Source organism: uncultured Dechloromonas sp. (genome assembly GCF_945957265.1).
GTDB lineage: Bacteria > Pseudomonadota > Gammaproteobacteria > Burkholderiales > Rhodocyclaceae > Azonexus.
Genome location: NZ_CAMFKO010000041.1, coordinates 21,174 through 33,886 on the forward strand (window position 1 = coordinate 21,174; position 12,713 = coordinate 33,886).

General features: G+C 62.7%; 14 protein-coding genes and 1 pseudogene. 14 read left to right on the top strand and 1 reads right to left on the bottom strand.

Annotation, left to right across the window (positions count from 1 at the left end; all coding sequences use genetic code 11):
• Positions 1-17 precede the first annotated feature (17 nt).
• The 14 genes from msrA to Q0P59_RS17115 all read left to right on the top strand — a co-directional run bounded on the left by msrA (position 18) and on the right by Q0P59_RS17115 (position 12,125).
• A complete protein-coding gene (gene msrA, locus Q0P59_RS17050; RefSeq protein WP_008652077.1) occupies positions 18-527 on the top strand; it encodes a peptide-methionine (S)-S-oxide reductase MsrA in 510 nt (169 codons plus the stop codon).
• Between the two features lie 85 nt (positions 528-612).
• Positions 613-1,101 (top strand): redoxin family protein, encoded by a 489-nt coding sequence (locus tag Q0P59_RS17055; protein ID WP_034053978.1) that lies wholly within the window; start codon positions 613-615, stop codon positions 1,099-1,101.
• Positions 1,102-1,105: 4 nt separating this feature from the next.
• A complete protein-coding gene (locus tag Q0P59_RS17060; RefSeq protein WP_074423286.1) occupies positions 1,106-2,638 on the top strand; it encodes a protein adenylyltransferase SelO in 1,533 nt (510 codons plus the stop codon).
• A gap of 567 nt (positions 2,639-3,205) precedes the next feature.
• Positions 3,206-3,646 (top strand): peptide-methionine (R)-S-oxide reductase MsrB, encoded by a 441-nt coding sequence (gene msrB, locus Q0P59_RS17065; RefSeq protein WP_034054008.1) that lies wholly within the window; start codon positions 3,206-3,208, stop codon positions 3,644-3,646.
• Positions 3,643-4,863, top strand: a complete 1,221-nt coding sequence (locus Q0P59_RS17070) for a bifunctional alpha/beta hydrolase/OsmC family protein (protein WP_008647313.1) — start codon at positions 3,643-3,645, stop codon at positions 4,861-4,863. Before msrB ends, Q0P59_RS17070 begins: the two co-directional genes overlap by 4 nt.
• A 32-nt stretch (positions 4,864-4,895) precedes the next feature.
• Complete coding sequence (locus Q0P59_RS17075) at positions 4,896-5,177, top strand: DUF427 domain-containing protein (RefSeq protein ID WP_034053981.1); 282 nt, start codon at positions 4,896-4,898, stop codon at positions 5,175-5,177.
• The gene (locus Q0P59_RS17080) at positions 5,174-6,583 is read left to right on the top strand and encodes a mercuric reductase (RefSeq protein ID WP_034053982.1); all 1,410 of its coding nucleotides are present in this window, start codon (positions 5,174-5,176) and stop codon (positions 6,581-6,583) included. The genes Q0P59_RS17075 and Q0P59_RS17080 overlap by 4 nt, the downstream gene beginning before the upstream one ends.
• A gap of 17 nt (positions 6,584-6,600) precedes the next feature.
• Entirely contained in the window at positions 6,601-7,209 is a 609-nt protein-coding gene (locus Q0P59_RS17085; RefSeq protein WP_008647302.1) for a sulfite oxidase-like oxidoreductase, read from the top strand.
• Positions 7,202-7,963, top strand: a complete 762-nt coding sequence (locus Q0P59_RS17090) for an FAD-binding oxidoreductase (RefSeq protein ID WP_042797684.1) — start codon at positions 7,202-7,204, stop codon at positions 7,961-7,963. The genes Q0P59_RS17085 and Q0P59_RS17090 overlap by 8 nt, the downstream gene beginning before the upstream one ends.
• 21 nt (positions 7,964-7,984) lie before the next feature.
• A complete protein-coding gene (gene egtB, locus Q0P59_RS17095) occupies positions 7,985-9,193 on the top strand; it encodes an ergothioneine biosynthesis protein EgtB (protein WP_197022694.1) in 1,209 nt (402 codons plus the stop codon).
• A complete protein-coding gene (gene egtD / locus Q0P59_RS17100; protein WP_034053995.1) occupies positions 9,190-10,167 on the top strand; it encodes an L-histidine N(alpha)-methyltransferase in 978 nt (325 codons plus the stop codon). The genes egtB and egtD overlap by 4 nt, the downstream gene beginning before the upstream one ends.
• Positions 10,168-10,180: 13 nt before the next feature.
• Positions 10,181-10,627, top strand: a complete 447-nt coding sequence (locus Q0P59_RS17105; RefSeq protein ID WP_008647292.1) for a hypothetical protein — start codon at positions 10,181-10,183, stop codon at positions 10,625-10,627.
• A gap of 23 nt (positions 10,628-10,650) precedes the next feature.
• Positions 10,651-11,187, top strand: a complete 537-nt coding sequence (locus tag Q0P59_RS17110; RefSeq protein ID WP_034054001.1) for an MOSC domain-containing protein — start codon at positions 10,651-10,653, stop codon at positions 11,185-11,187.
• Positions 11,188-11,192: 5 nt separating this feature from the next.
• Positions 11,193-12,125 (top strand): CorA family divalent cation transporter, encoded by a 933-nt coding sequence (locus Q0P59_RS17115; RefSeq protein ID WP_042797683.1) that lies wholly within the window; start codon positions 11,193-11,195, stop codon positions 12,123-12,125.
• A 156-nt stretch (positions 12,126-12,281) separates the two neighbouring features.
• Here the strand turns inward: Q0P59_RS17115 and Q0P59_RS17120 are convergent.
• Positions 12,282-12,713, bottom strand: a pseudogene (locus tag Q0P59_RS17120) (ATP-binding protein); the annotation flags it as partial.

Below are 12,713 nucleotides of genomic sequence, written 5' to 3' on the forward strand. Positions count from 1 at the left end.
CTTTGAAGGAGATCACGATGAACCCGAGCGAAAAAGCAGTCCTGGCCGGCGGTTGTTTCTGGGGCATGCAGGACCTGGTGCGCAAGCTGCCTGGCGTGTTGCGCACCCGTGTGGGCTACAGCGGCGGCGATGTGCCCAACGCCACCTACCGCAACCACGGCACCCACGCCGAGGCGTTGGAGGTGGAGTTCGACCCCACGCAGACGAGCTTTCGCGACCTGCTGGAGTTCTTCTTCCAGATCCACGATCCGAGCACCCCGGGGCGCCAGGGCAATGACCGCGGCAGTTCCTACCGGTCGGCCATTTTCTACACCTCGGACGAGCAGCTGGCCACGGCGCAGCAGACCATTGCCGATGTGAATGCCTCGGGTTTGTGGCCGGGCAAGGTGGTCACCGAGCTCGCGCCCGCGGGGCCGTTCTGGGAGGCCGAGCCCGAGCATCAGGACTACCTGGTCAAGCACCCCAACGGCTACACCTGCCACTACCCCCGTGCGGGCTGGAAGCTGCCGCGACGCGAGATCGGCTGACGGCCAACGCTCAAGAACGGTGGGGGTCGGCGCGCCAGTGGGCGGGCCGACCCGGTGTGTCTGTTTTTTTCCTGAGGAGATGGTGATGCAATCCCGGTGCATTCAACAGGCGCCCGAGCTGCGGGTGCCGTGGTGGATCGACGGCGAAGGGCGCAGCATGGCACCGCTGAAGCTGTCCGATCTGGGCGACGGGTTCAAAGTGATCTTCTGCTTCCAGCACTGGTGTCCGGGCTGCCACAGCCATGGCTTTCCGACCCTGCAGAAGCTGATCAAGGCGTTGGGCGATCGCGGCTTCGCGTTTGCCGCGGTGCAGACCGTGTTCGAGGGCGCCGAGTCCAACACCTTCGAGCGCCTGCGCGAGACGCAGTTGCGCTACGGCTTGAACATTCCGTTCGGACACGACCCTGCGATCGGACGCGCGTCGTCGCTCATGGCGGACTACGGGACGCGCGGCACGCCGTGGTTTTTGGTGATCGATCCGCTGGACGAGGTGCTCTACAGCGACTTCGAGCTCGACGAGCGGCAGCTGATCGGGGCGTTCGGCGCTTCGAACGATGGTCTCAAGGCGGCCTGAAGTCATGCGTGCGTCCACACCAAAGGCCGTGTCGGAGCCGAAGACGCCGGGGACGGGCCCGGCGTTTCGGCTGCCGTTTGACAACAGCTTCTTCCGGGACATGCAGGGGTTCTATGTGCCTTGGAAGCCCGAGCCGTCCCCGGCCCCGGCCTGGGTGCAGTTCAACGACGCCCTGGCGCTGGAGCTGGGGCTGGAGCCGGCGACGCTGAAGTCTGCGACCGGTCTGGCGTGGCTGTCCGGCGTGGAAATGCCGGCTGAGGCGGCGCCGCTGGCGCAGGCCTACGCGGGACACCAGTTCGGCCAGTTCTCGCCACACTTGGGGGATGGCCGCGCCTTGCTGCTCGGGGAACTCATCGACACGGCAGGACAGCGTCGGGACCTGGCCCTCAAGGGGTCGGGCCGTACGCCGTTTTCGCGCCGTGGCGATGGCAAGGCGGCACTGGGCCCGGCGCTGCGCGAGTACCTCATGGGCGAGGCCATGCACGCGTTGGGCATTCCCACGACGCGTGCGCTGGCGGTGATCCGGACCGGTGAGCGGGTGAACCGCGAGGGCTCGCCCCCCGGGGCGATCTTGGTGCGCGTGGCGGCCAGCCACTTGCGGGTGGGCACTTTTGAGTTCTTCGCGGCGCGGGAGGAGGAGGTGATGCTTCGGCGGCTGCTCGACTATGCCGTGGCGCGGCATGACCCCGCCCTCGCCAAGCTTTCCGACAAGCCCATTCCGATGCTGGAGGCCGTCTGTGAGCGGCAGGCGCAGCTGATTGCACGCTGGATGGGCGTGGGCTTCATCCACGGGGTGATGAACACCGACAACATGAGCATTTCGGGCGAGACCATCGACTATGGTCCGTGTGCGTTCATGGAGGGTTTCGATCCGGCCACGGTGTTCAGCTCGATCGACCGTCAGGGGCGATATGCCTACGGCCAGCAGCCGGCCATGGCGCAATGGAACCTGGCCCGTCTGGCCGAAGCGTTGCTGCCGGTTCTGGACGCCCGCGATATCGACGTCGTGGAACGGGTGGAACAGGTGGTGGCCGGGTTTGCCGTGCGCTTTGACCGGCATTGGACCGGGCAGCTGCGCGCCAAGCTGGGCTTGGCCGCTGAAGAGCCGGACGACCGCGCCCTGGCGGACGACTTCCTGCAGCTGCTGCAGCGGGAAAAGGTGGACTTCACGCTGGCGTTCCGCCTCCTGTCCGACGCCATCACGGGGCCGGATGCCGCACTGCACGACCTGTTCGGACGGGAGCGCCCGGCGCTCTCGGACTGGCTGGCGCGCTGGCGCCAGCGCATGGCCCGGGAGGGAAGGACCTTGCAGGACTGCGCCGCAACGGCGTGGTCGGTCAATCCCTTCGTGATCCCGCGCAATCACCAGGTGGAGGCGGCGCTGTCGAGTGCCGTGGACGAGGCCGACCTCGGTCCGTTCGAGCGCCTGCTGGCGGTGCTGGGGCGGCCGTACGAGACGGTGGAGTCCGCGCGGCCATTCACGCTGCCGGCCTCGCCCGAAGTGGCCGCAGCCCACCGCACCTTCTGCGGCACCTGATTGGGGTACCCAACGATTTCTGAAAGGAGACTTCGCATGACCACAACGAAACAGGAACCCGGTGTCCTTGGCGAAGCGGCCGCTCCCCTGGGTGTGACCCGGTGGGTGGACGCGTCGGGCCAGGCGCTGGAACACTTCGACCTGGACCGCATGCCCGGCCGGTTCAAGCTCATCTTCTGTTTTCAGGACGCCTGCCCGGGGTGCCATGCGACCGGCTTTCCGGCGCTTGCCCGGGTGGTCGACGCGTTTCGGGGGAGCGACTTCGTCGGGTTCGCCGCAGTCCAGACCGTGTTCGAGGACTTCGGTTCGAACACCTGGGAGCGCATGCTGGCCAATCACTCCCGCTACGCGCTGGGCATTCCCTTCGGGCACGACGCCGGTGACGAACAGGACGGCGCGGGTTCGGAGCTGATGCGCCGCTACCGCAACGGCGGCACACCCTGGTTCATCCTGATCGATCCCGATGGCAGAGTGGTCTACAACCATTTCCGAATCGACGCCGACAAGCTCGTCACCTTTCTCAAGCGGCTGGAAAACGAACCGGCGGCACCGGAGCCTGGGCCCGACATGTTGACTTGGAAAGGAGTGATTCAACTGGTGGAAACGGGCAACCCGACGCCACCGCGCCGAGTTGAGCGCAGCGAAGCCGAGTGGGCCCAACAGCTGACGCCCGAGCAGTTCCGAATCACGCGGCTCAAGGGCACCGAACGGGCGCACAGCTCCTCGATGTGTACGCTGTTTTCGCCCGGGATCTACCGGTGCGTGTGCTGCGGCACTGAACTATTCGATGCGTCGACCAAATATGACAGCCGCAGCGGCTGGCCCAGCTTCACGCAGGCCATTGCCCCGGGTCTGGTGGGCTATCACGGAGACAACAGCCACGGCATGGTGCGGGTGGAGACGACGTGCAACGTCTGCGACGCCCACCTGGGTCACGTGTTTCCCGACGGACCCAAGCCCAGCGGTCTGCGCTACTGCATCAACGCCCTGGCACTGGAGAAAGCATGAGCAGCGAAAAGGTAGGCTTCGCTGGCAGCAGCCAGGGTCTGCTGGTGGGTGTCTTGGAACGCCCGGACCATGCACCGTTACAAGCCCTGGCGGTGTTTGCCCACTGCTTTACCTGCGGAAAGAACTCTCTCGCCGCGACCCGCATCAGCCGGGCGCTGGCTCAGCAGGGCATCGCCACGCTGCGCTTTGATTTCACCGGTCTGGGCGAGAGCGAAGGCGACTTCGGGCGCGGTGGCTTTTCGTCCAGCGTGGCGGACATTGTGGCGGCGGTGCACTGGATGCAGAGCACGATCGGCATGCCTGCACTGTTGGTCGGACACAGCCTGGGGGGGACGGCGGCCATCGCGGCGGCTGCCCGCCTCGACGGCATACGGGCGGTTTGCACGCTGGGCGCACCCGCGACGGCCGACCATGTGCTTCGTCACTTCGGTCCGACCAAGTCCGAAGAGGATGGGCAGATCCAGGTCGACCTGGGCGGCCGGGCGTTCAGGATCGCGCCGGCCTTCATTGAAGAGCTCCAGGCCCAAGCCCACGAGAACCCGGTCAAGGGGCTTCGCGCGGCCTTGCTGGTTATGCACGCGCCAAGTGACGCGGTGGTGGACATCGGCGAGGCACAGGACCTGTTCAAGGCGGCCAGACATCCTAAGAGTTTCATCAGCCTGGACGATGCGGACCATCTGCTCACGCGCCCGGCCGATGCGCAGTATGCGGCTGACCTGATTGGCGCCTGGGCCTCGCGGTTTCTGCCGATGCGAGCCGAGCGAAACGATGCGCCGTCGGACCTTCGTGCGGGCGAGGTGTGGGTGGGGGAGCACGATCACGCCTTCTGGCGATCGATGCGAGCAGGTCCGCACCACCTCGACGCCGATGAGCCCAAGGAAGTGGGTGGTGGCGAACGCGGGCCCGATCCTTATGAACTTCTGCTGATGTCGCTGGGCGCCTGCACGTCCATGACATTGCGCCAGTACGCCAAGCGAAAAGGCTATGCGCTCAAGGATGTCCAGGTCAGGTTGCGTCATGAGCGCGCGCACGCGACCGATTGCCAGGAGTGCGGGGATCGCTCGGGACAGGTTGACCACGTCACGCGGCAGCTCCTGCTGAGCGGACCGTTGAGTGAAAGCCAGCGACAGGACCTGTTGCGCATCGCCGATCGTTGCCCCGTGCATCGAACGCTGGAGAACCATCCGGTGATCACCACCACACTGATTCGGGACTGATCCCAACCACACACAAACGAAGGAGACGGAGCATGAGAGCCATCTGGAAAGGCACCACCATCGCTGAGAGCGATGACATCGTGGAAGTTGAAGGCAACGCCTATTTCCCACACGACGCGTTGCGCCCGGAACATTTCAAACCAAGCGATACGCACACCACCTGTCCATGGAAGGGGCGGGCCAGCTACTACGACGTCGTGGTCGGCGAAGACGTGAACGCTGACGCGGCGTGGTACTACCCGTCGCCCAAGGCTGGTGCGGAGGCGGTGACCGGCAGGGTGGCGTTCTGGCGCGGTGTCGAGGTGCGGCCATGAGCGGGGAACAGAGGTTCGACGCGATCGTGATCGGAGCCGGTCAGGCCGGTCCCTTTCTGGGCGCGACACTCGTTGCCCGGGGTATGAAGGTGGCGCTCATCGAGGAGCGTGACCTGGGTGGTACCTGTGTCAATCGGGGCTGCACCCCAACCAAGACCCTACGCAAGTCGGCTCGTGTGGCTCACATGGCGCGCCGGGCCAGCGAATTCGGTGTGCAAACCGGGTCGGTCCAGGTCAACTTCAGGGCAGCGATGGAGCGCATGCAACGCCGGGTGGAGGAGGCTCGCTCTGGCCTGCAGGCCTGGCTGGGCCAGTTGGAAGGACTCACCATCATCAAGGCGCGCGGTCGCCTGGCGGGCCGTGAAGGCGAACAGTTCGTGGTGCTGGCCGGCGAGCATCAGCTGGTGGCGCCCAAGGTGGTGCTGAACACCGGCACACGTCCCTTTGTTCCGCCGGTGCCTGGGCTGGACGAGCTGCCGTTCCTGGACAACGAACGGCTGTTGGCGCTGCGTGAATTACCGTCCAGGCTGGTGATCATCGGCGGTGGATACATCAGCCTGGAGATGGCTCAGATCTTTCGGCGGCTGGGAAGTGAGGTTGCCATTCTGGAAACAGGGCCCCGCCTCACGGCCCGCGAGGACGAGGACATTGCAGCCGCTGTGACCGGAATGCTGACAGCGGAAGGCATCGAAGTGAACACCGGCGTGCGCATTGAGCGGGTCGGCAAGGCGGACAACGACGCTGGCGTGCGGGTGCAGTTGGCTGGTGGCCGCAGCGTGGATGGCAGCCACCTGCTGGTGGCCACCGGGCGAATACCGAACACCGACTGTCTGGGCCTGGAAACGGTGGGCCTGGAGGTCAGTGCGCGAGGCTACCTGGTCACCAACGACCGGCTCGAAACCGCGGTTCCCGGCATCTGGGCGCTGGGTGACATCAATCAGCGCGGGGCCTTTACCCACACCAGCTACCACGATCAGGACATCGTGGCGGAGAACCTGGCCGGAGGGCAACGCAGCGCCGCCGCGCGCGTCGGCATTTATGCCATGTTTACCGATCCTCCGCTGGCCCACGTCGGTCTTTATGAGGCCGACGCGCGAAAACTCGTGACCGAAGGGCGACGCATTTCCCAGGCGGTTCACGCCATGAAGGACGTCAGTCGCGCGAAGGAAGAAGGCGAAACCGTGGGCAAGATCAAGCTCCTCATCGATGAGGACAGTGGTCATTTCCTCGGAGCGACCATGCTCGGGATCCAGTCGGACGAGATCATTCAGGCGATCGGTCTGGTGATGGCCAGTGGCGGCACCTGGAAGTTGGTCCGGGATGCATTGCCCGTTCACCCGACGGTCACCGAGTTCCTGCCCACCATCATTGATCGACGCAAGCCCTTGACCGCAAGTTCTGGGTGAGCCGGAGGACCCACACCATGCCCATCAACCGCTCATTCAGCGGCCGCAATCGCGATGTCCACAACCACGGCGGTCGACTTCCGCCAGGACAGTCCCTGACGGAAGGTTTTCCCGTGCTGACTGCGGGCCCCACCCCAAAAGCCTTGGCGCTTGGCGATTGGCGCTTGACCTTGAAGGTCGGTGTGCGGCCGGTTCGCGTTTGGACCTGGAGCGAATTCCAGGCCCTGCCCCAGACCGAGCAGGTGGTCGATATCCATTGCGTTACCACCTGGTCGAAATTCGACACCCGCTGGCGCGGTGTGACGTTGGACACCTTGTTGCAGGCGGCCGGACTGGAAGCGCCCACGCCTTGGGTGTTGGCGCATTCTCAGGACGGCTACTCCACCAACGTGCCGTTGGCCGATCTGACACAAGGGCGCGCAATGATCGCAACGCACTACGACGACCGACCGCTCGCGCCCGAGCACGGGGGACCGGCACGCCTGTTGGTGCCGCATCTCTACTTCTGGAAGTCGGCCAAGTGGGTCAATGCGCTGCAGTTCAACGAGCGCGACGAGGCCGGGTTCTGGGAACTGCGGGGCTATCACATGCGAGGCGACCCTTTCAAGGAAGAGCGCTATGGATGAGGCTGTTGGTCAACACCGGCTGAGCTGGCAGACCGCACGCATCGATGCGTTGCAGGCACTGACTCCACGCGTCATGCGGGTGGTGCTGCGTCCTGACAGATGGGTTCGCCCGAGGCCGGGCCAGCATTTGGATGTCCGACTGACAGCGGAAGACGGCTATCAGGCACAACGGAGCTATTCACTCCTCTCACCTCCTCAACGTACCGGGCTCTATGAGCTTGGCATTGAGCGTTTGGACGATGGCGAAGTATCCACCTGGTTTCACGACAAGGCCCAGCACGGCGAAACGATTGAAGTCCTCGGACCGGTTGGAGGTCATTTTGTGCTTGACGAGTCGAACACACGACCAGCCTTGCTGATTGGGGGAGGATCTGGCGTCGTTCCCCTTTTGTCCATGGCAGCGCAACGCGTGGGTGCATACAGCCAAGCGCATACAACGCTGTTGGTTGCCGCACGCCATCTTGACGAAGTGTTGCTCTGGCCCACCCTGCAGCGATGGGAAGCGTTTACGCCGCGGTTTCGCAGCCGACTGGCGCTCTCGCGGGATACCTGTGCCCCGCGCGCACAGGACCACGTTGGCCGCATTGATGGAGCCGATGTTGCTTGGGCATTGCAGCAATTGGGTGATGTGGCGACCGAATCTGCGCAGGTTTTCATCTGCGGGCGTAATGACTTTGTCGAGTCCATCGTTCATATGGTCACCGGGCTAAATGTGCCCGAGGTCTCCATCCGCACCGAGCGCTTCGGAAGTTGACTCTCTTTTTTCTCATCTGCCGTGACACCTGAAGACATCCGCCTAACCCGATACGTCTCTGTCCGTTCGCGCAGCGAACGTCTGTGTGCCCCTCTGAGTGCCGAGGACCATGTTCCCCAACCGGTTTCCGACGTCAGTCCGCCGAAGTGGCACTTGGCCCACACCACGTGGTTCTTCGAGACTTTTGTCCTCGCGAAACAACAGCCGGACTATCGACTGTTCCATCCTCTGTATGGCTACCTGTTCAACAGCTACTACGAATCGGAGGGCGCTCACCTGGCACGCCCGCAGCGAGGGAGCTTGAGTCGCCCGACGGTGGCTGAGGTGATGGCGTATCGCGCGCATGTGGACGAGTCCATGCGCCGTATGCTGAAGGAACCACTGGAGCCCGCGGTCGCGGCCTTGGTAGAGCTGGGCATGCAGCATGAACAACAGCATCAGGAGTTGCTGATCACAGACATCAAGTACATCCTGGGCCACAACCCATTGCATCCGGCGTATGACCCTCTGGGCATCGGTCCCCAAGATGTGACGGCCGAACATGATGGAACCTGCCCACCACTGGACGATTGGCTTAGCGTCGAAGGGCAGACGATTCGCATGGGCCACCAGGGGCCAGGGTTCGCCTTCGACAACGAGTCGCCATCGCATTTGGCGCTCATTCAAGGAGTAGACATCCGTGTGGCGCTAGTCACCAATGATGAATACCTTCAGTTCATGCGCGACGGAGGATATCAGCGCCATTCGCTCTGGCATGCGGAAGGCTGGGACTGGGTGCAAACGCTTAAATTCCGTGCGCCGATGTACTGGCAGCCCGACCCTAACCAGCCTGACGGATGGGGTCATTACACGCTCCAGGGGGTGATGCCGCTGACCAGTCAGGCACCAGTCACGCATGTCAGTTACTACGAGGCACACGCTTTCTGCGATTGGGCGGGGTGGCGATTGCCCACCGAGTTCGAGTGGGAAGCAGCGGCAAGCCGGTTCGACTGGGGGCGTCGATGGGAATGGACGCGCAGTGCCTATCAGCCCTATCCCGGTTTTGCCCGCAGCGAGGGCGCAGTGGGCGAATACAACGGGAAGTTCATGGTGAACCAGCAGGTCTTGCGCGGAGCGTCCTGGGCCACATCGCCGGGCCACGCCCGTTTGACATACCGGAACTTCTTTCACGCTCCGTTGCGTTGGCAGTTCACGGGCATCCGTCCTGTTCGCTCGCGGGAGTCCGCATGACTGATCGGGACAGACTGACGGAGCATGTTCTGCAAGGGTTGACGCGACCACAGAAGGCGCTCTCATCCGCTTGGTTCTACGACGATGAGGGCTCGCGCCTGTTTCAGCAGATCATGGCGCTGCCCGAGTACTACCTCACACGCCTTGAGCACGAGCTGCTGCGCTCACGCGCGGATGAGCTTTCCCGGTGGATAGATCCTCGGTGCAGCCCGATCGATCTGATTGAACTGGGCAGCGGCGACGGGGCCAAAACGCTGTCGCTGTGCCAGGCACTGGCGCAACGTGAAGTGGATTGCATCTACAGGCCTATGGATGTGTCCGCACACGCCCTAGCGGATCTGAGCCGCCGCTTTGACACGTACCTCCCCCGCATGGCCATCGAACCGGTGCTGGGAGACTATTTCGAGCATTGGCCTCAGATTGCCGAAGGGCGACGCCAGGTTGCAATGTTGCTGGGCAGCAATCTGGGCAACCTCGACGAACACGGTGCCGTCAAGCTGCTGCAGCGGGTGCATTCGCATTTGCGCCCGGGTGACCTTGTGCTGCTTGGTCTGGATCTGGTCAAGGACCCGGCCATGTTGCGCGCAGCATACGACGATTCACAGGGCGTGACCGCTGCGTTCAATTTGAATCTGCTGACGCGGTTGAATCGCGAGTTGGGCATGGACTTCGATCTGACGAAATTTCGGCACTACGCCAGCTACTGTCCGCTGGAACACGTGGCCAGAAGCTTTCTGGTGAGCCAAGTTGACCAGGTGGTCCACAGCAGAACCCTTGACCGAGGGTTTGTATTCCATGCCGGGGAGACCATCTATACAGAGCAATCCCAGAAATACTCCCTGGCTTCAATCGAACACCTCGCACGCCGAAGCGGGTTTGACAACACCTGCACCCTGACCGACCCCCGAGGCTGGTACGCCATCACCGTCTGGCACCGGCTACCGTTCACCCCAACGCAACAAACGTCGACCTGAAAAAGGAGTCCTAATGAGCAACAAGACCCATCTGCGCCAGACCATGCTGGACCTTGCCGAAGGGCGCCTGCGGTTTGCTGAACAGACCTATGCGCAATACCTGGTCGGTGCGGCGGGCCGCGGAGATGAACCCAGTGAAAGCGATGCGGCGTCGCGGGCCGTCAACAATGCCGCTCTGGCGCAGGCGTTCGAATGCCCCATTCACGATCATCAGGAGGCCCTGGAAGTCTTACGTCAGATCGATTTCGGTCCCCGGGATTCGGTGGAGACAGGCGCCGTGGTTCGCATCGACGGGCGTTGGTTCGTGATTGCGGTTGCTAGCGATGCCTTCCAGTGCGACGGCAACACCTACATGGGAATTTCCACCCAGGCGCCCATCTACGCAGCGATCGCAGATGCCCGAGCCGGTGATGTTGTCAGCTTCCGGCAACGCGAACTGCACATAGAGGAAGTCTTGTGATGCACCTCATTCGAGTCTGAACGATGGGCGGCACGCTGCGCGACTTGGTCCGGCGCTTTCATGGCACAGGTCGACTTGGTGCCATCGTTCTGCGCCCGGATCGCCTCAAGGACGCTGTGTCCGTGCAGGAGGCCAGGGCCGAACCGGGTCTCGGGCTGATTGGCGATCACCGCTCCCTGCGGCTTCGTCAGTCGGATGCGCAACGCCATCGCGAGCTGAGTCTGATCCAGGCTGAGCACCTCAGCTTGCTCGGGGTCTGGACGGGGCAAGCCCCAATTGCCCCGGAGCGTTTGCGGCGCAACCTCGTGATCTCGGGGATCAACATCGCCGCGATGCATTCACCTTTCCGGGAAGAGCGCTTTGTCTGGCGAATTGGCGGTTCGGTCCGCATTGAAATCACGGGGCCATGTCCTCCTTGTTCACGCATGGAGGACGAGCTCGGTGAAGGCGGTTACGCCGCGCTGCGTGGTCACGGGGGCGCCACGGCACGGATCGTCGTAGGTGGCGTGCTACGGGTTGGAGATACCGTTAACCTTGACGTTGAATCCACCGTGGGCTGAGAGCCATGATCGAAGCAGAGCGTACGCCTGGGTTCCTCCATCTTCTCCAGATGACCGGCGGTGCGTCGTGGTTGCACATGTGCATCCACCACCGCGAGACGGAAGGTTTTCTCTCGAGCGCGACCGGCCTGGACAAGCTGATCGCCGCAGCGATGGTCTCTGAAGATACCCGGTCGCGGTTGCGCGTCCACGGGCAGGGTGTGATGGTTCTGCTCAAAGCGATGCATCTGAGAGCTGATGGAGTGGGGCATCCAGAGGACATGGTGTCCATGCGAATCTGGATTGATGAGCGTCGGGTTATCACGACCCGCGAGGAGGATGTGGATCCCATCCTCGAACTTGCAGAAGACATCTCTCAGGGGCGCGGCCCTGCAACGCCAGGTGACTTCCTTTGCGATCTCATCGAAGAGCACCTCGCGGAAGTTTCCGAGCAGGTCGAGATGCTGGAGGATGGGGTGGATCTGATCGGCGGCCTTCTGGTTCAGCACCAGACGGAAGCGGCATGCCCGAGCATGGCCAATACCCAGACCGCGATCTCTGGCTTTCTTCGTCATCTTGGCCCCCAGCGAGCCGTTCTTCAAACGTTGACAACTCTCGTCGTCCCGCCGCTGAATATAAATCACCGAGGCCGACTGGAGGAGCACCTGAACCAGCTGTTGCGGTTGCTCGAAACGCTGGAGAATTTGCGTGACCGTATCGATATCCTCAGTGACCAGGCAAACCGCATTCAGGAGCGACAGCTGAATCAAAGCTCTTATGTTTTTGCCGTGGTATCCACAATCTTCTTGCCCTTGAACTTTGTCACTGGCCTGTTTGGCGCCAATCTTCTGGGACTGCCGTTCGCAGATGCCACCAATGGCTTCTGGGTGTTGGTAGGTCTTTGCTTACTAATGAGTGTTGGGTTGGTAGCGGTCTTTCGCTGGTTCAAATGGCTTTAGTAGACGGTTTGTGGACTGTTTGAGATGTATCTTCGGAGCCGTCCATCAAGGACGGGTGCGCTGTTAGGAAAAACGATACGTGCCTGTTGATTCATCAGCACAACTGAGCCAGTGATCACGTCGAATACTGAGCCACTGGGTTGATGGATGTTCTGGCTACTCGGTTGTGGATAAGTCTATCGGGTCTGCTGCTTTTCGATCTCCTTTCTGAGCTTTTGCACGTGGCTTGGACGGTGCCGCGCCAGCGGCACTGGAGTGCTTGAATCGCCAGCTCTCATTGCCTGTCTCCACGATGTGGCAGTGGTGCGTGAGGCGGTCGAGCAAGGCGGTTGTCATCTTGGCGTCGCCGAAGACGCTGCTCCATTCCGAGAAGGTGAGGTTGGTGGTGATCACCACGCTCGTTCGCTCGTAGAGCTTGGAGAGCAGGTGGAACAGCATCGCACCGCCCGACTGCGTGAACGGCAGGTAGCCCAGTTCATCCAGGATCACCAGATCGACGTACATCAGCCGGTGTGCCAACTGCCCGGACTTGTTGGGGTCTCCTCGTTTTCAGTGCAATAAGTGACGGTACGAAAAGCTAGCACTGGC

Excerpts from the sequence above, each read along its gene's own strand:
- Q0P59_RS17115 (WP_042797683.1), top strand. The coding sequence starts at position 11,193 with ATGATCGAAGCAGAGCGTACGCCTGGGTTCCTCCATCTTCTCCAGATG.
- egtD (WP_034053995.1), top strand. The coding sequence starts at position 9,190 with ATGACTGATCGGGACAGACTGACGGAGCATGTTCTGCAAGGGTTGACG.
- Q0P59_RS17055 (WP_034053978.1), top strand. The coding sequence starts at position 613 with ATGCAATCCCGGTGCATTCAACAGGCGCCCGAGCTGCGGGTGCCGTGG.
- Q0P59_RS17070 (WP_008647313.1), top strand. The coding sequence starts at position 3,643 with ATGAGCAGCGAAAAGGTAGGCTTCGCTGGCAGCAGCCAGGGTCTGCTG.
- Q0P59_RS17085 (WP_008647302.1), top strand. The coding sequence starts at position 6,601 with ATGCCCATCAACCGCTCATTCAGCGGCCGCAATCGCGATGTCCACAAC.
- msrB (WP_034054008.1), top strand. The coding sequence starts at position 3,206 with ATGTTGACTTGGAAAGGAGTGATTCAACTGGTGGAAACGGGCAACCCG.
- Q0P59_RS17090 (WP_042797684.1), top strand. The coding sequence starts at position 7,202 with ATGGATGAGGCTGTTGGTCAACACCGGCTGAGCTGGCAGACCGCACGC.
- Q0P59_RS17060 (WP_074423286.1), top strand. The coding sequence starts at position 1,106 with ATGCGTGCGTCCACACCAAAGGCCGTGTCGGAGCCGAAGACGCCGGGG.
- Q0P59_RS17105 (WP_008647292.1), top strand. The coding sequence starts at position 10,181 with ATGAGCAACAAGACCCATCTGCGCCAGACCATGCTGGACCTTGCCGAA.
- Q0P59_RS17110 (WP_034054001.1), top strand. The coding sequence starts at position 10,651 with ATGGGCGGCACGCTGCGCGACTTGGTCCGGCGCTTTCATGGCACAGGT.
- msrA (WP_008652077.1), top strand. The coding sequence starts at position 18 with ATGAACCCGAGCGAAAAAGCAGTCCTGGCCGGCGGTTGTTTCTGGGGC.
- Q0P59_RS17075 (WP_034053981.1), top strand. The coding sequence starts at position 4,896 with ATGAGAGCCATCTGGAAAGGCACCACCATCGCTGAGAGCGATGACATC.
- Q0P59_RS17080 (WP_034053982.1), top strand. The coding sequence starts at position 5,174 with ATGAGCGGGGAACAGAGGTTCGACGCGATCGTGATCGGAGCCGGTCAG.